The organism is Ruegeria sp. HKCCA0235A, assembly GCF_013033235.1.
In the GTDB taxonomy this organism is placed as follows: domain Bacteria; phylum Pseudomonadota; class Alphaproteobacteria; order Rhodobacterales; family Rhodobacteraceae; genus Ruegeria.
This window is the reverse complement of the sequence record NZ_WQDQ01000008.1, coordinates 199,794-222,862: the sequence shown is the minus strand read 5'-3', so window position 1 is coordinate 222,862 and position 23,069 is coordinate 199,794. Positions and strand designations below refer to the sequence as shown.

The following is a 23,069-nucleotide window of genomic DNA, read 5'->3' as shown; positions in this document are numbered from 1 at the left end:
GTGGCTGAATGAGCGTCGAAAAAAAGGTTTGGCTTATCTCTGGCCTGCTGACCTTTGGGTTGGCCGCCTTGTTGCTCAAGCTTTGGATCGAACTGAACCATTTCGAGGAAGACCTGACGCAGCTGCCCGATCAGGCTTCGGTAGATGCGTATCTGTGCAGAATGGACGTGGCGCCGGACTATCGTTTGAGAACGGGGATTTTCATAAAGTCGTTCAGCTTTCTGGGCGCTAGTGACGTGCGGCTTACCGGCTATATCTGGCAGCACTACAAGGAAAAGGAACATGATGCGATCCTTCCCGCCGAAGGTGAGGTTGGATTTCTTCTGCCCGAAGCGGTCGATACGGCAAGTGGCCTAGTTGAAGAGGCATACCGCTTGTCACAACCCGAGGGCGTCTTGATTGGTTGGTATTTTGAACAAACTCTGCGCCAGAGCTTCGACTACACCAGCTATCCCTTCGATCACAAAACGGTTTGGGTGCGGTTCTCGCCCGCTTCTTTCGAGGTCAATATCGCACTGGTTCCTGACTTCGAGGCTTATCCGGCGACCGGACCGGATGACATTTTCGGGATCGACAACCGGATCGTGATGGGCACGTGGGAGCGAGAAAACACCTATTTCGACTACAAGCTGTCGAAACTGGACACGACGCTGGGCATCCGGCAGAACGCTTACCAGACCAACACGCCCGAGTTGCATTACAACTTCGTCATCAAACGCAATTTCGCAAACGCGTTCATCGTTCACATGATCCCGTTGCTGGTCGTGGTGATGCTGCTGTTCGGTGCGGTCATGACAGTCACGCGCCGCGAGGGTCTGGTAGAGCGGCATGACTTCAGCACGTCCAGCGTGATCGGCACCTGTTCGGTTCTGTTCTTCGTGATCCTGCTTGCCCATGTACAACTGCGCGAAGGATTCGCCGGATCGCCCGTGATCTACATGGAGTCGTTCTTTTTCCTTATGTATTTCATGTTGTTGGCAGTTTCGATCAACACGTACCTTTTCGCGTCAGAGGCGGTAACGTCGCTGCGGATCATCCATTATCGGGACAACCTGATTCCAAAGGCCAGTTTCTGGCCCTTCGTGCTGCTGTGCATGGTGGCGATCACGGCCTATAACCTCAGCATCAAGGATAGCGCGGAACCGCCACCGATCAGCACGCGGGAGTGTTAGGCCACGGGTTCAAACCCGGGTTTGGGTTCGCCTTGCGCCATATCCAGCGTGTAGTCGCCCACCACTTCGGACGTACCCTCGCGCCAGCTTTTCAGGTATTTTTCCGGATCCGCGATCACATAGGCATATGCGGGTTTCATCGCCCCGTCGATGACGACGTTGATTTTCTTGCGCACATAGACATTCTCGGGTGAGCCGGGGCCGTGATACCCTTCCAGCCTGTCCAGTTCGCGGAGACCGGATTCGGTGACACGGTAGACCTCTCCACCCACTTGCTTGCCCATCCCCTGCTGATCCACAAGGGTTGCCATGCGATGCAGATACCCGCAGTTGGGATTGTCGCAGAATGGTTCCTTCGGGATGATCAGGGGCATTGGTTGCCGGGTGCGCGCCGTTCCCACGAATTCATTCAGGACCGCGCTGTGTGCGTCATGATTGGGGAACCCCTGCTTCAGTGATCCATAGGTGAAATACAGGTAAGAGGGTTCGTTCACCGCCACGAAGCTTTCGTCACGCCCCTGTTCGGGGTCTGCCATCTTCAGGTTGTGATCTTGCGCCCAGGCGTCCAGCATGGAACGGATTTCCGGTTCGATCTGCATGCCCTGAACGAATTCGATGCACGGGGTCGCATCCATGTCTTCAGCCCGCAGCAGGATTTCCACCATCTTCGGTGCCTTGTTCATCACCGCCACATGCAATGCGGTGAACCCGTGATCGTTGACAATGTTGACGTCGATATCCCTGTCGATCAGGTCTTGGGCAGCCTCATAATCCGGCCTGCCCAGATCATGGCCGCTTTCGCCCAGTTCGCCTTCACCGCCCGCCGCATAGTGCAACAGTGAATCTCCATGGGCCTCGTCCACGATGTTGACCCCGACGACCCCTTCGTCGATAGCACGGAACACGCGTTTCCATTCGTTGATGTCATCGGCGGCAGCGGCCTCGCGCGCCCATTTGCAGACGCGATACTTCTGGTCGTCCAATTCCTCGAACGCATCCGCCAAAGCTTCCATGATCTGGTCCGGCGTTGCCATCATGCCGATGCCCATCCGGCCGTTCGACAGGCGGCCTTCGCGCGGTCCGACGAAATCGACCCCAAGCGTCTTAAGCTTGTCGACGTTGTTCTGCGTGGTGATATTGTTCCACATATTCGTATTGCACGCGGGGCAGAGGATCACGGGTTTCTTCTGGTATTGCCAGGCCACGAAGACCGAGGTCAAAAGATTGTCGGCGATGCCATTGGCAACTTTTCCCATCGTGTTGCAGGTTATGGGGGCCACTATGACGCAATCTGCCCAGTCACACAGTGCCAGATGCGAGGCGCGCACCGGCATGTCGAAATTCAAATAGCGGAAATTCCACTCGTCATCGTCGCGGTAATAGTCATTGTGGGTGATTTTGGCGTCGATCCGTTCGGCACCGAAATCCCGAAAGAACTTCTCGGCCGAAACAGACGGGATCAGTTTCACGTTATGCCCCGCGTCGACAATACGTTCGACAAGCTCGGGGATCTTGTCCGCCGCCGACGACCCGCAGGCGCAGAGCAATACGTTTCGCTTTCCGGCGTTCACTTGATTCATCACCCCCTTGGGGTAGCCGAATGGGTTCTTCTCAAGGCTTGGGGTTTCATTCAGTTCGGATACCGGCAGCCCTTCCTTGCGCATCCTGGCCTGCAATTCACCGGCCTGGATCATGTCTACGATGTCTTCCAGCTTTTCACTTTTGCTGATGCATTTCCCTTTGAAAAACAAATACGGCACGTCCGGTCTTTCGCCCAGCGTCACCAGTTGCCGCCGCATCCTGATCATATTGGGATCGCGCCCGCCCACGTCGATCTGCTTGACGGTTGTTGCCCCGATATTCGAAAGAATGCTGCGCAGCATATAGGACCACGGGTCTTCGTCCTCGTAGAACAGAACCATCGTATTGTGCTTGATGATGCTGGCAACATCGCTTGGGTTTTCGGGCGGCTCGACCTCTTCGATCACCAACAATGCAGGGTCTTCGAGATCCCGCAGACCACGGAAAATGTTGCCCCGCGGCGCTTGCCAGACCTGCGAGGTTGCCGGACTCATATCGACTATGGTCACAACGTCTTCATCCTCGTCATAGTCTATGCACAGGCACCAGAACTCTTCGAGCAACGCAGTTTCCCGGAACACGTTGTCCGGCGGGCGGATCGCCTCGATCCCGGTGACGCGATTGAAGTCGATGTTGATCATCAGGTGGCGATTGCTGTCGGGGGTCAGGCTTTTCAACTGCGCCTTGAACCAGTCTTCGGGGGTTTGGATTGATTTGTCGTCGCGGGTCTCAAAGCTCTGGAACGAACTGCTCAGATGCAGGTTCTCGGATTGTCTGATATACTTTTCGACCATGTCGTGCATGTCTTTGGCGGTGGCGACCCGGCGGACAGTATCCGTGAACGACACCTGGGCCGCCCGCAGCAACTCGTCCTCGTCCACCCTGTAGTCGCCGTGAATGGCGAGGCTTTCCACCAAAACGCCGATCGAGTTCATGTTGGGCGTTGCCCGGCGGAACAGGTTGCGGCGTTTCTTGGGATCTTTCGCCAGATAACGTGTGCTGTCGACGTAATTGCACCGCTGCTTGAAGGTCTTCAGGTGCGTCTTGACCGCGGCCCGTGCCGAAAACCGCAAAAGGCCGCGGGACCGCATCGAGGTTCCGTCACGATCCGACATGGCTTGCCACAACCGTTCGACGGTTGTCACCCAAAGCTTGCCGTATTTCTCAGGGTGCACATCCATCATATGCACCAGCCCCGTGCTTGGATTGCACTTGGCGATGACGGCAAAATGGCCGCCGGGCATAGTCTCGTTGCCATGGGCAAGACCGACCTGGAAATTCGCCACCAGAATGTCGTTGTCACCGCCCAGCCGGTTGGATTCGTCGATCGCCTCAAGCAACAGCGGCACATTGGTTGTGTCTGCGTCCATGAAATAGGCCTGAACCTGAACCCTCTCGCGCAGCCCCTGCGTGTGAATGTAGGTGCAGGCGACGTCAAAAAGCTCGCCCAGCGAGATTCCGTCGTTCACGACAAAGGACGAGGGCAATGCGCATTCGCGGAAGATGTCATTCACTTCGCAGCTGAACCCCAGCGCCGACATGCTGAGAGCGGCCGCCGTGACACTGCAACAATTGATCGGCTGCTGAAAATTCTGCAACTGAACGCTGACCAGATCACCAAACATCGTTGCAAAACAGGGTTGCCGGACGCTCTCTGGTATCTGAAGCCAGTTCTGGCTGGATAGATACGCCAACCGGGTTCCATCCAGCGCAAGCGCTTCAAGGCTGACAGGGATATCCGAGATTTGCAGGTGCTCTTCATAGAAGTAATCACCGACATCCGCGCTGGCCAATGGATTCCCGTTCTGGCGCAGCTGAACCACGCCGCGCAGCACGATATACATGCCGTTCGCCGGCAGAACCGCGTTTCCGGTCACTTCGATACATTCGAATTGTGGGTTGATGACGGCTGGGTCGGCGATCTGCGCCTTGCCCGGAAGGACATCATATATCATCTTCCAGTCTGCGTCGCTTGGGGTGTAAGGTCTGGATTTGGAAATTTGATCTATGGTCACAACTGTGTCCCCCCGGAGTTGCGTTGCAATATTTCAATCTTCGGTCAGCCAGTGCTTCTGGTTCTTCGAAGCTCAGACACCGGTCATTCAGAATAAAAGACCTGCCTGTTTTCCGTGCGTGTTCCTGGCAAGGGCCGTGTTGCTGATAGAAAAAGTATGAACAAAATGGCCCAATTGGCTGCACAATATCCGATATTTGAATAAAAATCACGAGTGCAGTTGCAGCGGCTGCTGCTGCCTTGCGTGGCGGAACACTTGCCATCCGCGATTTGGATTGCGCAGGGCACAGGTGCCCAGTTTCAAGCACACAATCTGTGAAGGGCTTTGGGGATCAGTCGAGGAAAAGATAATCCAACTGCATGATGGCTTGGGCTTTGTCTTCACCAACCCCAAGAAACCTGGCAATAACCGCTTCGTTCTCGGCGCGCGGGGCCGTTTCCTGCAGGCGCAGGTAATTGTCCAACCGAGCGGCGCGGATCCGTTCGGATTCATAGCCCAGATCGTTGCGAAGGGTCGGCAGCAAGGAAGCAACGGTTTCCGTTGGACTGTTGTCTCCGGCCAGCCCGACGCGACGCGCGTGGCCGATCAGATAGTCGTCCGAGTATTCGCATTCGATCTCAAGCACGTGAGTTTTGGCCTGGTCGCCGCAGAAATCCTCGAGCGCGTCAAGATTGGCCGGGTCAAGGCACAGCACCAGCCGATCCGACCCGAAACTGTCGAACAACAGGCGCAGAACGGCGCGCCGGTGACGAGAGCGCTTGGTCAGTGTGGATTCGATCCCGCCCAGGTCCGGCAGCAACGTATTTTCTTCGTTGAACAGGTATTCTACGCAAGGAATACCCGTTTCAGATGCGATCTGATCGACAAGACGTTTGGCGACATGCCATTTCTTGCAGACGATCACGAACAGTTCCCGTTCCGGGCCGAGTACGCTTCCGGCTTCCCAGAAGCGTTGTCCGAACCGGCGGCCGATACGCCCGCGGCCGGTGAGAAACGCATACAGATTGCGCCCCTCGTTCGAGATCGGGAAATCGACACCCTCACTTGCATAGAGCGAGCCGAGCCGGGCCTTCAACTCATGCGCCTCGGCGCTGATCTTGCGGGCGAACAGATAATCCTGGCCCAGCAACATGTCATAATGGTCATTGTAGAACGTGACCGGCATTCCATAGTCCGAGAACATCAGGAAGGTCGGCGTTCGGTTTTCAATCTCGTTTTTTGGGATCAGGTGACGCACCAGCGTCTGAAAGAAGGTTTCATCGGGGATCCACGTGGTCGAAAAAAAACGGATCACATCCCGGCGCTGACGCAGGAAATCCAGAATCATTTCGACGGTTCTGCGACGCAGGCACCACCATTGGCTGCCGATCATCATCTGAATGTCCCGGGGGATGTCCCGCGTCAGACCGAGGCGCTTCTGCAATTCATAGGCGGCATAAAACAGCTTGGACTGCGTGCGCTCGTTGAAGTAGTGGCGATAGATCAGCCGGTCTTCCTTCATGCCGGTCTTGATCCAGTTGCTTTCAAAGAAATCGTGACTTTCGATGAAATCCTTGTCGTTATCGTCGAGGTAACAGTGCGTGTATTCAGCGGTTTTTATCGCCATGCAGTCACCCGACAGCATGTAGAAATGTGTGGCGCGGGGGAAATTTTCCACGGCGGCTTCCAGGGCGTTCAGCGTGGCCCGGACCAGCGACCATTCTCCCCAGCCGCATCTGACGCGTTTTTTTGCAAAGGTCACATTGGGGTTCTGATCCAGTGCGGAACGAATGCGCTCATAGGCTTCGGCGCTGGCGCTGGCGTCAAAATGGATGGCCATGCAATCGCCGACAGCGGTCAGTTGTTCGGCCTGTGCAATGATGGCTTCAGGGTCCTTGTGACACAGCAATATATAGGCGATTTTTGCCATTGAGATTACGCAATATCCGTTTCTGCCTGATTTGAACCGTGATACTGAGGATGAACGATTGAATAAACAGAATAATTTTGGTTCTTTGTAACCAAAAGCTGGCGTATCGGATCGAGACCTGGCCAGCGGAGGAGGCACAGCAGATGGGGTTTCCCGGTACCTGGATGACCGAGAGCGAAAGCATGGTGTACCGCGTGGTGCCCAAATGTGCCTGCTCGACCATTGGTCAGATCATGTATTTCTCGGATCATGGTCAGTTCTTCGACGGTGATATCCATGATGCCAAGGACGGCATGCACAAATGGGCATTTGATCAGAGCCAGGAGCTGATCTCGAACAATGTGCGCAATCACGCGTCCTATTCGTTCACTTGCGTGCGCAATCCCTACACTCGCATCCTCAGCTCATTCTTTGACAAGATCTGTGGCATTCAGCGCAACGGCAAGAGATACCGCGGCAATCTGGTGCCGACGCTGATCTATAACTACGGGATCGAAGTGGGCGGCGACGACGGCAAGGGAGAGTTTGACCAGATCGCCAGCTTCCGCCGGTTTCTGCTGTTTGCGCGTGATACGATCCGGTGGCGGCGCCCGATGGACCCGGACATTCACTGGTCTGCGATGTCAGGCCACGTGTCTACCTTCATCGTGAACGGCGGTCACTATGACCGGATATTCTGGACAGAAGCGTTCAATGACGGGATGCAGGATGTTCTGGACAATGTCGAGCTGAAGCACCCGGTCAATTTGTCCGAGATTCCACGGTTCAATGAATCCGAAGGGCACGGGCCAAAACGTGCGCATCCGGTCGAGGACTACTTTGACGATCTGTCAATGCATCTGGTCTACGAGATCTACAAGCAGGATTTCGAGCTGTTCAAATACGACTTCGAAAACCCGGCGAACAAGATGCCGATCGGTGAAATCGATCTGGATGAAATCCACGCCAAATTGGGCGACTGACGGTGGGGTGCTCCCGCCCGTCGTCGATATTTCTTGCGAAACATCTCCTCCGGTTGGGCCCGGCGCCGCGCGTTGCGCGGCGCCGGGCCCAAGGCCAAACGTGGCATCAGCGTAGCTGATGGTGCGATTTGGGCGCGGGAGGGTCTTTTTGCGTTTCAGTCTGAGCTCAGGTGCTGTTTGAGACCGTTGGGAAAAAGCTGCGGTCCGTCACGTGTGCCCAGTTTGCGGATGTCGCGCCAACGGGCGGTGCAGATTACCCCGTAGTCTTCGCGGAACGTGATGGGTGCATCCGGCAATTCTGCTGGATTTGCAAGGCGCACGTCCGCAGCGAAAATGATCTCATGCCCAAACGATCCTTCGTGGGTGTAGATGTTTTCGAGCACCAGCGGCGCATCTGATACTTCGACATCAACTTGGAGTTCTTCACGAAACTCGCGTTTCAGCGCAACTTGCCAGGTCTCGCCAAACTCGATGCTTCCGCCAAGCGGGTGCACACCTTTCAACACGTTGTCGTCGTCACGAACATCTGCCACAAGCAGCCGGGGTCCCCGCCAAAGCAAGCCAATGGCTTTTACACGAATACTATTTTGTGGACGCCAGATAGTCCAGATAGTCATGTCTCAGCACCGGAACAGCTGATTGGACGGAAGAAGGCCCCGCTGATTTTGAATAGCGAGGCCTTTGAAGCTATTGCGGTTTTGATGATTTGAAAACCAATTCGTCAGACTTGACGCACAGCACCTTTCGCAGCGCTTGTCGTCAGCTTGGCATAGGCCTTGAGCGCAGTGGACACTTTACGTTTGCGCGGCGCGGCGGGCTCCCACCCCTTTGCGTCCTGTTCCGTGCGGCGGGCGGCCAGCTCTTCATCCGAAACCGCCAGATGAATGGTGCGGTTGGGGATGTCGATCTCGATCGTGTCGCCATTCTGAACCAGACCGATCTCACCGCCTTCGGCCGCTTCGGGTGATACATGTCCGATCGACAGGCCTGATGTGCCGCCCGAGAAACGGCCATCGGTCAGCAACGCGCAGGCTTTGCCCAGGCCCTTGGACTTCAGATATGACGTCGGATATAGCATTTCCTGCATCCCCGGGCCTCCGCGCGGGCCTTCATAGCGGATGACGACCAAATCGCCTTCTTTCACCTTGCCCGTAAGAATGTCGTTGACCGCCTGATCCTGACTTTCGCACACGTAGGCCGAGCCGGTGAATTTCAGGATATTGGCGTCCACGCCAGCAGTTTTCACAATACAGCCGTCGCGGGCGATATTGCCGAACAGAACGGCCAGACCACCATCCTGGCTGAACGCGTGTTCTTTCGAACGAATCACGCCGCCTTCGCGGTCGGTGTCCAGTTCCTTGTACCGGTTGGACTGGCTGAACGCCTGTGTGGTGCGCACGCCGCCGGGGGCGGCCTTGAACAGCTCCTGCGCCTTTGGATTGTTGGCGACCTTGATGTCCCAGTTGGCGATCGCCTCGCCCATTGTGGCCGAATGTACCGTGTTGCATTCCTCGTGCAGCAGGCCTGCGCGGCTGAGCTCTCCGAGGATCGAGAAGATACCTCCGGCGCGGTGGACGTCTTCCATGTGCACATTTTCGGTGTTGGGCGCGACTTTGCACAGGCAGGGAACGCGGCGGCTCAGGCGGTCCATGTCGGACATGGTGAAATCAACGCCGCCCTCATGCGCGATGGCCAACAGATGAAGCACCGTATTGGTGGACCCGCCCATGGCGATGTCGAGGCTCATGGCGTTTTCGAATGCTTCGAAGGTGGCAATCTCGCGTGGGAGAAAACCTTTTTCATCCAGATCATAATGGCGCTTGGTGATCTCGACGATGCGGCGGCCTGCCTCAAGGAACAGCTCTTTGCGGTCGGCATGTGTCGCCAGTGTCGAGCCGTTGCCCGGCAGAGCCAGGCCCAATGCTTCGGCCAGACAGTTCATCGAGTTCGCAGTGAACATGCCAGAACAGGACCCGCAGGTTGGGCAGGCATTCTCTTCGATGTGTTGAACCTGTTCGTCGGTGAATCTGTCGTCCGCCGCGGCGACCATGGCGTCGACGAGGTCGATTTTCTTGGCATCCAGATCTGCGATATCGATCTTGCCGGCCTCCATCGGCCCGCCCGAAACAAATATAGCAGGGATGTTCAGGCGCATCGCGGCCATCAGCATGCCGGGGGTGATCTTGTCGCAATTCGAAATGCAGACCATGGCGTCGGCACAATGCGCGTTGACCATGTATTCGACCGAATCCGCAATGACTTCGCGCGAGGGCAGCGAATACAGCATCCCGTCATGGCCCATTGCGATGCCGTCATCCACCGCGATCGTGTTGAATTCTTTTGCAACGCCACCGGCGGCCTCGACCTCGCGCGCAACCATCTGACCCAGGTCCTTCAGGTGGACGTGACCGGGCACGAACTGGGTGAACGAGTTGACGATGGCAATGATCGGTTTGCCGAAATCATCGTCTCCCATGCCGGTGGCGCGCCAAAGGCCGCGTGCGCCAGCCATGTTGCGGCCATGGGTTGAGGTTCTGGATCGGTACAATGGCATGATGCTGTTTCCCTGTTGCCTCGGGTTGCATGTCTTGGGGTTCGTACGTTATAGCGCACGTACCACATGTGCGCTATAACGCACAAGAGGATTCGCGGGACGATGAGATGGACTCTGACGATATAACGCTGAAACTGCGAGACGTGCGTGCGGCATCGGGCCTGAGCCTGTCGAAAGTGGCCAAGATGACGGGCGTGAGCAAAGCCATGCTGGGGCAGATTGAGCGCGGCGAATCCAGCCCGACCATCGCAACGCTGTGGAAAATTGCCAAGGGGTTTCAACTGCCGCTCAGCGCGCTGATCGATACGATGAACGGGGACCCTTCGGTATTTCAGACCGTAACTTTCCCCGGCACGATCGAGGTCAAGATCGTCTTTCCATTCGATCCCGCTCTGGGGGCCGAGACGTTCCACGTCAACCTCAAGCCGAACCAAAGCCACGAGTCGCCCACCCACGCGACAGGCGTGACCGAGGAGGTCTTTGTTCTGAACGGCACGCTTGAGATCCTGCGCGGAGACGAGTGGGTTTCCCTACAGGCCGGGCAGGGGTTGCGTTTCGCGGCCGATCTTCCGCACGGGTATCGCGCCGGTCCAACGGGGGCGGCCTTTCTGAACATGCATCATTACGCCCAACACACCGAATTTGTAGAGAACGGCAAGGCCCATTCATGACCGCATTTTTCGACAGCCTGACCATCGTCGACGCCATCGGCTCTTTCGGGGCCTTGATCGTGGTCGCTGCTTATTTCGCAACACAGATGCGGATGATGAACTCGGATGATCTGGCCTTTCCGGTGATCAACCTGCTGGGCTCGGTGCTGATCGTGTATTCCCTGCTCCAGAATTTCAATCTCGCGTCAATGTTGATCGAGGGGTTCTGGATTCTGATCAGCCTCATTGGGATTATCCAACATTTCCGCCTGCGCAGCGTCAAGTGAGCGCTATCCAGCCTTGAACCCCTATGCCGCCGGGTATAGGGAAAAATCAAGCGCGCTTAGGGGAGGCTTTGATGCAGGACGATCCAAAAACCCTCGTATCCACCGAATGGCTGGCCGCGCATATGAAGGATCCGGATCTGCGGATTCTGGACGGGTCGTGGTACTTGCCCGCGCAAAATCGTGATGCACGGGCGGAATATGACGCAGGCCACATCCCCGGGGCGCGGTTCTTTGACATAGACGAGATATCAGATCACCGTTCCGACTTGCCGCATATGGCGCCTCCGGTCGAGAAATTCATGTCGCGCCTGCGGGCGATGGGTGTGGGCGACGGTCATCAAGTCGTGGTTTACGATGGTGCTGGGCTGATGTCGGCTGCGCGCGTCTGGTGGCTGTTCCGTCTGATGGGGCAGGAAAACATCGCAGTTCTGGATGGTGGATTCCCCAAATGGCAGGCGGAAGGGCGCGAGGTCGAAGACCTGCCGCCAGTCATCCGTGATCGTCATATGACCGTCCGGGTGCAAAATCAGCTTGTTCGGGATGTCACGCAAGTTTCCGCCGCCGCCAAGCTGGGTGATCATGAGATCATCGACGCCCGTTCTGCCAGCCGGTTTTCCGGGGCCGAAGCCGAATCGCGCGAGGGGCTGCGCTCGGGGCATATTCCGGGTTCACGCAATGTCCCCTTTGGCCAGTTGCTGAACGCCAATGGTACCATGAAGTCGCCGGAAGAGTGCCGCGCCATTTTCGAGGCCGCGGGCGTCGATCTGTCGAAACCGGCGATCACCTCGTGCGGGTCTGGCGTGACCGCCGCGATCCTCAGCCTTGCGCTTGAGCGCATGGGCAAGAAAGACCACTCGCTTTATGACGGCTCATGGGCTGAATGGGGCGCCTTCCCGACCCTGCCCGTCGCAACCGGAGAGACCTGATGTTCGAGAACCTGAAACCGCAGCCTGCCGACAAGATCCTGGCGCTGATGCAGATGTACCGCGAAGACCCGCGTGATCAGAAGATCGACCTGGGCGTCGGCGTCTACAAAAACGCGGAAGGCATCACCCCGGTCATGCGCGCCGTCAAAGCGGCCGAGCAGCGCGTCTGGGAAGAGCAGGAAACCAAATCCTATACCGGGCTGGCGGGCGACCCGGCCTATGCGGATGCGATGATCGGGCTGATCCTCGGCACGTCGGTTGAGCGCGGCAACATCGCCGCCGTGGCGACACCGGGCGGCACCGGCGCCTGCCGTCAGGCCTTCGAGATGATCCGTATGGCCAACCCGTCGGCCCGCGTCTTCGTGTCGAACCCGACATGGCCGAACCACTTGTCGATCCTGAACTACCTGGGGATCGAGACGGTTCCATACCGCTATTTCGATGGCGACACACGTGGCGTCGATTTCGACGGCATGATCGAAGACCTGAAGACCGCCAAAGCGGGTGATGTGGTTCTGCTGCACGGTTGCTGCCATAACCCGACCGGTGCCAACCTCAACATGGTTCAATGGCAGGAGGTCGTGAACCTGATCAACGCGCTTGGCCTCGTTGCGATGATCGACATCGCCTATCAAGGCTTCGGCGACGGCCTGGAAGAGGATGCGCAAGCAACACGTCTGGTCGCGTCTTCGGTCAAGGAATGCCTGATAGCGGCGTCATGCTCGAAGAATTTCGGCGTGTATCGCGAACGCACCGGTTTGCTGATGGCCATCAGCGCCGATGCCGGGCAGACCGCTTTGAACCAGGGTACATTGGCATTCCTGAACCGCCAGAATTATTCCTTCCCGCCCGACCACGGCGCGCGTGTTGTGACCACGATCCTGATGGACGAAGCCCTGCGCGCCGACTGGATGGCCGAACTGGAAGAGGTGCGCCTGTCGATGCTGGGCTTGCGTCGCCAACTGGCCGACGAACTCCAGCGTCTGAGCGGCTCGGACCGCTTTGGTTTCATCGCCCAGCACCGCGGCATGTTCTCGCGCTTGGGTGCGGCCCCGGAACTGGTCGAGAAACTGCGCGTTGAACACGGCATCTACATGGTTGGCGACAGCCGCCTCAACATCGCCGGTCTGAACGCCAACACCGTTCCGATCCTTGCGCAGGCGATTGTCGACGTCGGCGTCTGATTTTCAGGCATTGCCAAACAAGAAACCCGGGCACGAATGCCCGGGTTTTTTTGTTTGGGTGGAAGTGGGCTCAGCCTTTCGAAAATTCGGGATAGGCTTCCATGCCCAGTTCGCCCATGTCGAGGCCGTTGATCTCTTCTTCCTCGCCAACCCGCAGGCCGACGGTGGCCTTGAGGATCGAGAACAGGATGAAGCTGACCACGAAGACGAAGATCCCGATGGCCGCGAAGCCGATGATCTGGGTCACGAAGGACGCATCACCGTTGGTCCAGGCCACGATGAAGGTGCCCCAGAAGCCCGCGATCAGGTGAACCGGGATGGCGCCGACCACGTCATCAATCTTCATCTTGTCCAGCAGCGGCACGGTGTAGACTACGATCACGCCACCGATGGCCCCGATGATCAGTGCCTGGAACAGCGACGGCGCCAGCGGTTCGGCGGTGATCGAGACCAGCCCGGCCAGCGCGCCGTTCAGAACCATGGTCAGGTCGACCTTGCCATACATCACCTGCGTCAGGATCAGGGCGGCGACGGCACCGGCGGCGGCGGCCATGTTGGTGTTGGCGAAGATACGGCTGATATCGGCCATGTCTCCGATCGTGCCCATGGCCAGCTGCGAGCCGCCGTTGAAGCCGAACCAACCCAGCCACAGGATGAACGTACCTAGGGTTGCCAGCGCCAGGTTAGAGCCGGGGATAGGCACAACTTTGCCGTCCTTGTTGTATTTACCGATACGCGGGCCCAGTACGATGGCACCGGCCAGAGCCGCGAAGCCACCCGCGGCGTGAACCAGGGTCGAGCCGGCGAAGTCGCTGAAGCCCATCTCGGACAACCAGCCGCCACCCCACTGCCAGGACGCTTCGATCGGGTAGATGATGCCTGTCAGGACGATCACGAAAAAGAAGAAGGGCCACAGTTTGACGCGCTCGGCCATGGTGCCCGATACAATGGACGCGGTGGTGGCGCAGAACATCAGCTGGAAGAAGAAGTCCGATCCGACGGATGCATAAGACAGGTCGGTTTCGACACCTTCCAGACCAACCGGTTCCAGTGACGTTGGCGAGAACGCGCCCAGAATGCCGGTGATGGTCCAGCCGTCGCCCGGATACATCAGGTTGAAGCCCACCAGCCAATACATGATGGCTGCAAAGGAAAACAGGCCCATGTTCTTGATCAGCTGCATGGCAACGTTCTTGGAACGCACCAGGCCGGCTTCGAGCATGGCAAAGCCCGCAGCCATCCAGAATACCAGAAAACCGCCGACCAGAAACAACAGCGAAGTCAGGATGTATTGGGTATGCTGCGCAGTCTCGCCGGTGGCCTCTTGCGCCAGGCCCATCTGCGGCAGCGCGACGATCGCCGCGGCAGGAATGAGAGATTTCATCAGGTTCATGTTCAGTCCTCGAATGATTGTCGGTCGCGGCGCCTACAGCGCCTCTTCGTTGGTTTCCCCGGTCCGCACGCGCAGCGCCTGCTCGACATCGAGGACGAAAATCTTGCCGTCGCCGATCTTTCCGGTCTTGGCGGTTTTGGTGATGGTCTCGACGATCTGGTCGGTCATCGCGGCAGGCACCACGATTTCCAACTTGATCTTGGGCACGAAATTCACCGCGTATTCGGCCCCCCGATAGATTTCGGTGTGGCCGGATTGCGAGCCGAAGCCCTTGATCTCGGTTACCATCATGCCGCGCACGCCGGCCTCGGTCAGTGCCTCGCGCACCTCCTCCAGCTTGAACGGCTTGATTGTCGCAATGATCAGTTTCACGTCTTTCCCCTCTGGTTCTCCGGTGGAACCGGTTTGTTTGCACCTGCAGAAAAATGCGCGACTGATCGTGGTAAGAAACGGCTCTTGAGGGCCAAAGGATCGCCAAACGGCGAAAAATTGCACATTATTTGCACAAAATAGGCACGCTGATTAAATAATAGGCAGTATTGTGAGGGGAAATTTCGGAAATTCGGACCTCTACATACTCAGATCACCGGGGTATGGTGGCGCAAAAGAAAACCCGGGCAGAGTTTGAGCATGACTGAGTCCAAGCGACGCAAGCCGAAACTGGTTGCGGATAAAAGGTACCCGTCAAAGGGTCGTAAACCGTCGGCATCCAAGCGCCCGGCGGGCAAGAAGGCGACGGCTCGCAAAACCACCTCACGCAAAACTGCGCGCAAAAAGACGCGCAAGAGATCGGGGGGCAAAGGCGGCGGCATCTTGCGTCGTTTCTTCCGTTGGGTCTGGCGCATGGTCTGGGGTCTGACCTGGCGGGTCGGAGCGGTCGTGGCCATCCTGATCGCCTTGGCGGTGGGTGTCGTCTATTCCTCGTTGCCTGACTTGGATGCCTTGTTGGACGGCCGTGCGCGCGGGTCTGTCACGCTGCTGGACCGCGACGGCAAAGTGTTTGCCTGGCGGGGCGACCAGTTTGGCGGGGTGATCACTGCTGATACGGTGTCGCCGCATCTGAAAAACGCCGTCATCGCGACCGAGGACAAACGGTTCTATCGCCATTTCGGGGTCAGCCCGCGCGGTGTGGCAAGCGCCGTGCGTATCAACCTGAGCGAAGGGCGCGGCCCGTTGTCCGGGCATGGCGGGTCAACCATAACGCAGCAAACGGCCAAATTGCTGTGTCTGGGCGTGCCTTATGATCCGACAGAATGGGAATCAGAGGCCGCCTATGAAGCCGATTGCCGTCAGGGATCGCTGTGGCGCAAGGCCAAAGAGGCCATTTATGCAATGGCGATGGAGGTGAAATACTCCAAGGATGAGGTTCTGACGATCTACCTGAACCGGGCTTTCCTTGGTGCAGGCGCGCGCGGGTTCGAGGCCGCGAGCCAGCGGTACTTTGGCAAGTCCGCCGCCGAAGTCTCGCCGGCCGAGGCAGCGATGTTGGCCGGGCTGTTGGTTGCGCCCACACGCTATGCGCCGACGAACAATCTGCAACGGTCGCAGGACCGGGCCCGCCTTGTAATCGGTCTGATGGAGGATCAGGGCTATCTGACCGCCGCGCAGGCCAGCGAAGCGCGGGCGCGCCCGGCCCAACTGTCCGAGGCGGCGGCTGCGCGGGCCGGGGGATATTTTGCAGATTGGGTCATGGCCAGCGGGCCCGAGTTCTTTACCCGCAACACGACCGAAGATGTGGTGATCCGGACAACCTTGGATCAGCGCATTCAGACCTCTGCGGAAGAGGCGCTGAAGTTCATCTTTCAGGAAAAAGTGCGCGAAGGATCAAAGGCGCAGGCGGCCATTGTGGTGATGTCGGCCGACGGTGCGGTGCGTGCGATGGTTGGTGGGCGCAAGACACGCGTGTCTGGCGCGTTCAACCGGGCGACGCAGGCGTTGCGACAGACAGGGTCATCGTTCAAGCCATTCGTTTACGCCACCGCGCTGGAACTTGGATATTCGCCGCTGGATACGGTGATGGATGAACCCTATTGCGTCGATATTCCGGGGTCAGGCCAGTGGTGCCCCAAGAACTACACCAACAAGTATTATGGGCGGGTGACTTTGGCGGATGCGCTGAAAAACTCGCTTAACATACCGGCGGTGAAAGTGGCCGAGATTTCCGGCCTGGACAATGTTCGGACGGTCGCCAGCGGCTTTGGGATTGCCAGCGACCTGGCACAGGGGCCTGCGCTGGCGCTTGGTGCATCTGAAAGCACGTTGATCGAGATGACCGGGGCTTATGCAGGCATCCTGAATGGTGGGTCACAGGTTGAACCTTATGGGCTGACCGAACTGAAGCTGCTGGGCGACGAAACACCCGTCATGGTCACGACGACCGGTATTGGCGAGAGGGTGATCAATGAAAAGGCCGCCAAACAGCTGACCTGGATGATGGAGCGCGTGGTCTCTGAAGGAACCGGCGGGCGGGCCAAATTGCCCGGCTGGCAGGTGGCCGGCAAGACCGGAACGACCCAGGCCGCGCGCGACGCGTGGTTCATCGGGTTCACGGCGGATTATGTGACCGGGGTCTGGATGGGGTATGATGACAACACGCCCTTGTCCGGCGTGACCGGTGGTGGCTTGCCGGCCGAGATCTGGAAAGAAACCATGCTGCGCGTGACCGAGGGGATGACACCCACGCCCTTGCCGATGATGGCGCCGGAACCACCGGTTCAGGTTGCCCAGCCGCAGCCCCGCCGAAAGCGCGGAGGTTTTGCCAATGACATCAACAATCTGCTGAAGAACATTTTCGGCGGCAACTAAAGCAATCTCGAAACGCCAAAACAAAAAAAGGCGGTGCCCGGTGCACCGCCTTTTGTTTTTTCTTACTTTCGTTACTCAGACGCTTGCGTCCAATGCAGATAGGATCGCGTCGCCCATTTCGCTGGTCGAGACGGGCTGAACGCCCTCATCCGCAAGCAGGTCGCCGGTGCGAACGCCGTCGGCCAGAACCTTCTCGATCGCAGCTTCCAGCCGATCCGCTTCCTCGCCCTGATCAAAGCTGTAGCGCAGAGCCATCGCAAAGCTGAGAATGCAGGCGATCGGGTTGGCTTTGCCCTGACCCGCGATATCGGGGGCGGATCCGTGTACGGGCTCGTACATCGCCTTGGGGCGCCCATTGGCCATCGGCGCGCCCAGCGACGCCGACGGCAGCATACCCAGAGACCCGGTCAGCATCGCGGCGCAGTCGGACAGGATGTCACCGAACAGGTTGTCGGTCAGGATCACGTCGAACTGTTTCGGCGCGCGCACCAGCTGCATGGCACCGTTGTCGGCATACATATGGCTCAGCTCAACTTCGGGGTAGTCAGCGGCAACACGGTTGACCACTTCGCGCCACAGGATACCCGATTCCATCACGTTGGCTTTTTCCATCGAGCACAGCTTTTTGTTCCGGCGCATCGCCAGTTCAAAGGCCGAGCGTGCGGCGCGTTCAATCTCGGATTCGGTGTAACGCTGGGTGTTGATGCCGACGCGTTCATTGCCTTCCTCGAAGATGCCGCGCGGTTCACCGAAGTAGACGCCCGAGGTCAGTTCGCGCACGATCATGATATCCAGACCGGCAACGATGTCTTTCTTCAGCGACGAGAAGTCAGCCAGCGCGTCAAAGCACTGGGCCGGGCGCAGGTTCGAATACAGGTCCATTTCCTTGCGCAGGCGCAGCAGGCCGCGCTCGGGCTTGAGGCTGAAATCCAGATCGTCGTATTTCGGACCACCGACAGCGCCCAGCAGAACCGCGTCGACCTCTTGCGCCTTGGCCATCGTCTCATCGGACAAAGGCTTGCCGTGGGCGTCATAGGCGGCACCGCCGACCAGATCCTCGCTCACGTCAAATTGAAGACCGCGATTGGCGCCGAACCAATCGATGATTCTGCGCACTTCGGCCATGACTTCCGGGCCAATTCCGTCTCCGGGCAGGATAAGGAGCGAAGGGTTGGACATGAAGGGTCTCCTTGCGTTTTGTTGCACAGGGCCTAGCGTCTGCGTTGCATCGGGTCAATGAGACGAACCCGTCAAAACACGAGGAAAACACATGCTGACACCTGGAAATCCGGTTCCTGCGCTGAAAATCGAAACTGTTGCCCATGGCAGCTTCGATCTGGACGCGGACAAGGGCGAAAACGGGACGCTGGTGATTCAATATCGCGGGCTGCATTGCCCGATCTGCATCAAGCAGATGGCCGAGGTCGAAGCGGCGCTGGATGATTTTGCGGCGCTGGGCGTCGAGGTCATCATGATCACCACCGATACAGCCGAGCGCGCGGCGGAAACCGCCGAAAAAGCCGGAGCGTCGCGCCTGCGTGTGGGTCACAGCCTTCCCCTGTCCGCCGCGCGGGATGATTGGGGCCTTAACATCTCGACCAAGCGCGAAGGCAGCGCCGAACCGGACCTGTTCGCAGAGCCGGGGCACTTCTACATCGCACCCGACCGCACGCTGTACTATGCATGGCAACAGACCACGCCTTTCGGTCGCCCGTCCATGTCGGATATTGCGGGTGGTTTGAAATTCACATTGGGCAACAACTATCCCGCGCGTGGAACTTATACCGGTCCGCTTTGACCCTCAAAGAGCGGCTTTGAGCCCTTCTGCCAACAAATCCCAGACTCTGCGGATGCGCGGGGTCTGGCGCATGGCCTGAGGTGCGGCCAGCCACACGGGTAGAATCGGGATGTCTACATCCAGCGGCAGGATTTCCACGTCGGGGTCGGCTTGGGCAACCTGTACCTGGCTGAAGCCTATGCCACAGCCTGCCCGGATCAGTTCCCAATAGGCGCTTTGCAGGTCACAGCGGGTGGCAAAACTGTCGCGGCTGGCTGGCCACCCCTTTTCACGCATGGCTTTGATGATCTCCTGGTTCGCGTCAAACCCCACCAGATCATGCGTAAACAGTTCTTCGGGTGTGTTGGGGCGCCCCTTCCGGTCCAGATAGGACTTTGCCGCACAAAAACACAGCGGCACATCCCCGAGATAGCGCGAAATGAGATCCACCTGCGCTGGGCGATACATCCGCACGGCGATATCCGCCTCTCGATAGAGCAGATTCTCGGTGGTGTCAGTGGCTACCAGTTCAAGCTGGATAGTGGGCTCCTGCTTGCGGATGGACGCCAGTATCGGTGGCAGCAGGTGATGCGAGGCAAAGACGGATGCTGTGATGCGCACCGAACCTTCAAGCTGTTGCGATTGCCCCGCGGCAGCAAGACTGAACGCGGTCATGGCGCTGTGCATCTGCTGGGCCATCGGCAAAAGCTGTGAACCCGCTTCGCTGAGCTTCAGACCACGCGCGTGGCGATCGAAAAGAGAGACACCCAGCTCATCCTCGAGGTTTTGGACCTGTCGCCCCAAAGTGGGCTGACTACGATAGAGATGTCGTGCGGCGGCGGACAGCGATCCCGTCTCGGCCACGGCCAGAAAGCATTGGATCAGAGACCAATCTGCATGTGTCAGAGCTTTGTCCATTCAGAAATGAATACACGTTCTGCAAATTGCGGCAATTACTTGCGCGAAGTGAATGGCTAGATTGATCTCAGTCAGGAGGTAAACATGGCACAATCTGCACTGGTACTGGGCGCAACAGGTCGTTTTGGACGCAACGCAGCCCTGGCGTTCAGGCGCGCGGGCTGGGACGTGACAGAATTTGACCGCAGGTCTGATTCGCTGTCACAGGCGGCGCGCGGCGTGAACGTCATCGTGAACGGATGGAACCCGCCCTATCCCGATTGGGCGCGCGATGTGCCGGTACTGACCAAACGAGTGATAGATGCGGCCTCAGATACGGGGGCGACCGTGATCTTGCCGGGCAATGTCTACGTATTTGGTGGGAATACGCCGGGTCCATGGTCGGGCGGGACGCCGCATCGGGCCACCAACCCTTTGGGCCGGGTTCGGATCGAGATGGAAGAGGCCTATCGCGTGTCAACCGTGCGCACCATCCTTTTGCGCGCCGGGGATTTCATCGACACCAATGCATCCGGAAACTGGTTCGATCAGGTCATGATCAAGCGTCTTTCGCGCGGTCAGTTCGTTTACCCCGGTGATCCGCACGCGCCGCACGCTTGGGCCTTTCTGCCTGATCTGGCCCGCGCCGCCGTCGCGCTGGCTGAGATGCGGCAAGACCTTCCCCGTTTCTGCGATGTTCCATTTGAAGGGTACACTTTGACCGGGACGCAGATTGCTCAATCGCTTTCGCAAGTCACCGGCCGGCCGGTTGCAGTGCGGCGCATGAAATGGTGGCCTCTGCAATTGGCCCGTCCCTTCTGGCGCATGGCCCCTCATTTGATCGAGATGCGGTACCTCTGGCACGTGCCGCATCAATTGGATGGCGGCTATGTGAAAGAATTGCTGGCCTCGTTTTCTGAAACGAAGCTGGAGGATGCCTTGCGCTCCGCCATTTCGCCCCAACGTGCCGCTTCATCGCCAACAACCGGGAACGGGGGCGAGGTTCTAGGGTAGGATTATGTCAACCCAGACCAGTCGATGCCTGCTGGCACGTCGGGCACTGTCGTACAGCATGTCACCTTCCACGGGCCAGACAATGCCGGTTTCCAAGATTTGCAGATCACTGGACGGCAACACGTAGTCAACGCGCATTTCCCCGGTGGCTTTCCATTCGACCGTTGCTGATGACCCCGATGGGTCCATTGGCATCGGGTCCTGCACCTTGGGATCGGTCAAAAGCGCGCGAATGGCCTGTTTGCGGCCTTCTCCGCGGGTCGGGTCGAGATTGGCGTCCGCAGCCATCACGAAGGGGCTTTGAGGAACTGGCCCCAGACCGCCATTCAACAAAACCGACCACAGGCGAATCTCATCCCCGTTGCGCAGACCGTTGCGATCCTCGGGTCCGTCAAAAACCGGTGGGGCAGCGTGAAAGGTCATCAGGCTGAATCGCCCCTGCGGGGTTTCGATCGGAAGCACCCAATGCACGGTCGAGGACAGGCGCTGAATGTCGTGCGCAGCTTCAGACGGGAAGGGAAGCCCATCACTGCGTGGCAAAGCAGCCCCAGGCAGATCTTTCCACCGCAGATCGGTGTAATCCTGAACGTCATCGGTCATGATTTCGAAACGGGACAACACCGCCACCCCTCCGTGGCCGGTGAACTTCCCCCAGCCCTGCGCGTCTCCGGGGCCTTGCGTTTTGCCATCACCGTCCAGATCCAGCGGCGTTTCCAGCCCAGCATTTGGTTGGGCGGAGAAGTGATAGGGGAAATCCAGGCCCGCATTGCGCAGTTTCTCGGACAGGGCGCTCAGGGCTGCGCCTTCGAGATCCCAGTCGATGCCTTGCAGGGCAATGACATCAGGTCGCGCAGCGGCAATGACCTCGACAACGGCTTCAACCTGCGCATCATCCCGCTGGATGTCGCGCAGCAGCAGGCCGGGGCCGTTTCTGCTGAGTTCAGTGTTGTAGGTGGAGATGCGATAAACCTCTGCCTGCACCGATAAAGGCAGCAGCAGCAGAACAAGGGCACGGATCATGCGGCTTGCGTTGTCTCGCTTGTCGAATAGGCACGGCGCTTTTCCACGATCAGACCCGCGATGCGAAGCGTCGCCATGCCGCGCATGATCATGCTGGCGGGCAGGAAGGCCCAGGCGCACATGGTCCAGATCAACGTTTGCGGATTGCTCAGCGAGATCGGGGCGACGACGCTGCTCATGAGCTTGATGACAGCCGGAATGAGGAAGGGAAGCAGAACGCCAATGCAGATATTCAGGCGACCATCGCGTTGCAGACGGGTAACGACATCGCCGCCCTTGGTGGGATCAAACAACGGTAGATTGGTCCACACGTTGAAGGCGCCATTGCCCGTGGGCCAGCCACGCACTTTGACCGCATAGGCAAAGCTGGCGACGGTGACCAAGGCGGCCACGTAGGCCACACTGGCTGCGATCCGAACCAATTCGATCAACGGCTGGCCCGCATCCAAGGGCAGCATCAGCACGATCAACCGAACCGGGGAATAGGGAAAGTCCGCGACATTCGCGACGGCCAGACCCGCGGTGTAGGCGAACGCGGTCAGCTCAGTCGGCCCATAGGCGTTTTTGCAAACCAGGGTCAGAAAGGTGACCATCGACATCAGCCCGACAAACCGCAGACGGTTCACCGGCGGCGCATCGCGAAATTCAATAAAGCTGGGAAAGGCAGAATTGTACTCGGCGAATGTCAGGATGAACGCGAGAATCGCGAGGAAGACCAGAATCTCGGTCCCGTTCGTCGATGATACAGGCAGGTACAACGCGGGTGTCAGCACCATCAGTGCCACAAGTATTCCGCGTATCGCCGCCCCTGTTGTGCGCGCAATCACTATCCGAACCCTTTTTCAAACCGGATAAGTCGATCTTCGCCGACTTACATTCCAACTTGTGCCCATCGTCTCGAGTTTTTGACGGATGCCTCTTTA

General features: G+C 58.3%; 19 protein-coding genes. 9 read left to right on the top strand and 10 right to left on the bottom strand.

From position 1 onward, the window contains the following. The first annotated feature begins 8 nt into the window (after nt 1-8). Complete coding sequence (locus GOW56_RS15325) at nt 9-1,172, top strand: hypothetical protein (protein WP_171206422.1); 1,164 nt, start codon at nt 9-11, stop codon at nt 1,170-1,172. Here GOW56_RS15325 and GOW56_RS15320 read toward each other — a convergent pair. Together GOW56_RS15320 and GOW56_RS15315 are read right to left on the bottom strand one after the other, a co-directional pair. Beyond that, entirely contained in the window at nt 1,169-4,768 is a 3,600-nt protein-coding gene (locus tag GOW56_RS15320; RefSeq protein ID WP_171206421.1) for a flavoprotein, read from the bottom strand. The two genes, GOW56_RS15325 and GOW56_RS15320, sit on opposite strands and share 4 nt — an antisense overlap. A gap of 331 nt (nt 4,769-5,099) precedes the next feature. Beyond that, nucleotides 5,100-6,677, bottom strand: coding sequence for a DUF5928 domain-containing protein (locus GOW56_RS15315; protein WP_171206420.1), 1,578 nt, complete (start codon nt 6,675-6,677; stop codon nt 5,100-5,102). A 143-nt stretch (nt 6,678-6,820) separates the two neighbouring features. Here GOW56_RS15315 and GOW56_RS15310 point away from each other — a divergent pair, with 143 nt between their 5' ends. Next, nucleotides 6,821-7,639, top strand: coding sequence for a sulfotransferase family protein (locus GOW56_RS15310; RefSeq protein ID WP_152459706.1), 819 nt, complete (start codon nt 6,821-6,823; stop codon nt 7,637-7,639). 155 nt (nt 7,640-7,794) lie between these two features. On the opposite strand, the gene GOW56_RS15305 is transcribed toward GOW56_RS15310, so the two are convergent. Continuing rightward, nucleotides 7,795-8,256 (bottom strand): NUDIX hydrolase, encoded by a 462-nt coding sequence (locus GOW56_RS15305; RefSeq protein WP_171206419.1) that lies wholly within the window; start codon nt 8,254-8,256, stop codon nt 7,795-7,797. A gap of 104 nt (nt 8,257-8,360) precedes the next feature. Continuing rightward, entirely contained in the window at nt 8,361-10,193 is a 1,833-nt protein-coding gene (gene ilvD / locus GOW56_RS15300; protein WP_171206418.1) for a dihydroxy-acid dehydratase, read from the bottom strand. A 107-nt stretch (nt 10,194-10,300) separates the two neighbouring features. On the opposite strand from ilvD, the gene GOW56_RS15295 reads away from it, so the two are divergent. The 4 genes from GOW56_RS15295 to GOW56_RS15280 all read left to right on the top strand — a co-directional run bounded on the left by GOW56_RS15295 (nt 10,301) and on the right by GOW56_RS15280 (nt 13,240). After that, entirely contained in the window at nt 10,301-10,864 is a 564-nt protein-coding gene (locus GOW56_RS15295) for a helix-turn-helix domain-containing protein (protein WP_171206417.1), read from the top strand. Beyond that, entirely contained in the window at nt 10,861-11,130 is a 270-nt protein-coding gene (locus GOW56_RS15290; RefSeq protein WP_171206416.1) for a hypothetical protein, read from the top strand. Before GOW56_RS15295 ends, GOW56_RS15290 begins: the two co-directional genes overlap by 4 nt. Before the next feature lie 71 nt (nt 11,131-11,201). Further along, the gene (gene sseA / locus GOW56_RS15285; protein WP_171206415.1) at nt 11,202-12,056 is read left to right on the top strand and encodes a 3-mercaptopyruvate sulfurtransferase; all 855 of its coding nucleotides are present in this window, start codon (nt 11,202-11,204) and stop codon (nt 12,054-12,056) included. Further along, the gene (locus tag GOW56_RS15280) at nt 12,056-13,240 is read left to right on the top strand and encodes an amino acid aminotransferase (protein ID WP_171206414.1); all 1,185 of its coding nucleotides are present in this window, start codon (nt 12,056-12,058) and stop codon (nt 13,238-13,240) included. The genes sseA and GOW56_RS15280 overlap by 1 nt, the downstream gene beginning before the upstream one ends. A gap of 70 nt (nt 13,241-13,310) precedes the next feature. Here the strand turns inward: GOW56_RS15280 and GOW56_RS15275 are convergent, their stop codons facing one another. Further along, entirely contained in the window at nt 13,311-14,633 is a 1,323-nt protein-coding gene (locus GOW56_RS15275) for an ammonium transporter (RefSeq protein WP_171206413.1), read from the bottom strand. Nucleotides 14,634-14,666: 33 nt separating this feature from the next. Continuing rightward, a complete protein-coding gene (locus GOW56_RS15270) occupies nt 14,667-15,005 on the bottom strand; it encodes a P-II family nitrogen regulator (protein ID WP_152459713.1) in 339 nt (112 codons plus the stop codon). 258 nt (nt 15,006-15,263) lie between these two features. Here GOW56_RS15270 and GOW56_RS15265 point away from each other — a divergent pair, with 258 nt between their 5' ends. After that, entirely contained in the window at nt 15,264-17,438 is a 2,175-nt protein-coding gene (locus GOW56_RS15265; protein ID WP_152459714.1) for a transglycosylase domain-containing protein, read from the top strand. A 75-nt stretch (nt 17,439-17,513) separates the two neighbouring features. Here GOW56_RS15265 and leuB read toward each other — a convergent pair whose 3' ends face one another. Continuing rightward, nucleotides 17,514-18,617: a 3-isopropylmalate dehydrogenase gene (gene leuB / locus GOW56_RS15260; RefSeq protein WP_152459715.1), complete on the bottom strand. Its 1,104-nt coding sequence runs from the start codon at nt 18,615-18,617 to the stop codon at nt 17,514-17,516. A gap of 91 nt (nt 18,618-18,708) precedes the next feature. Here leuB and GOW56_RS15255 point away from each other — a divergent pair, with 91 nt between their 5' ends. Then, on the top strand, nt 18,709-19,236 hold the full coding sequence (locus GOW56_RS15255; RefSeq protein ID WP_171120094.1) for a redoxin domain-containing protein: 528 nt from the start codon (nt 18,709-18,711) through the stop codon (nt 19,234-19,236). 3 nt (nt 19,237-19,239) lie between these two features. Here the strand turns inward: GOW56_RS15255 and GOW56_RS15250 are convergent, their stop codons facing one another. Beyond that, entirely contained in the window at nt 19,240-20,133 is an 894-nt protein-coding gene (locus GOW56_RS15250; protein WP_171206412.1) for a LysR family transcriptional regulator, read from the bottom strand. Between the two features lie 84 nt (nt 20,134-20,217). Between GOW56_RS15250 and GOW56_RS15245 the strand changes: the two genes are divergently transcribed. Continuing rightward, on the top strand, nt 20,218-21,126 hold the full coding sequence (locus tag GOW56_RS15245; protein WP_171206411.1) for a sugar nucleotide-binding protein: 909 nt from the start codon (nt 20,218-20,220) through the stop codon (nt 21,124-21,126). Here the strand turns inward: GOW56_RS15245 and GOW56_RS15240 are convergent. Both GOW56_RS15240 and GOW56_RS15235 read right to left on the bottom strand, forming a co-directional pair. Continuing rightward, nucleotides 21,118-22,146 carry an endonuclease/exonuclease/phosphatase family protein gene (locus GOW56_RS15240; RefSeq protein WP_171206410.1) on the bottom strand — a complete coding sequence of 343 codons (1,029 nt, stop codon included), beginning with the start codon at nt 22,144-22,146 and terminating at the stop codon, nt 21,118-21,120. The two genes, GOW56_RS15245 and GOW56_RS15240, sit on opposite strands and share 9 nt — an antisense overlap. Further along, entirely contained in the window at nt 22,143-22,973 is an 831-nt protein-coding gene (locus GOW56_RS15235; protein WP_171206409.1) for a hypothetical protein, read from the bottom strand. Before GOW56_RS15235 ends, GOW56_RS15240 begins: the two co-directional genes overlap by 4 nt. Between the last annotated feature and the right edge of the window lie 96 nt (nt 22,974-23,069).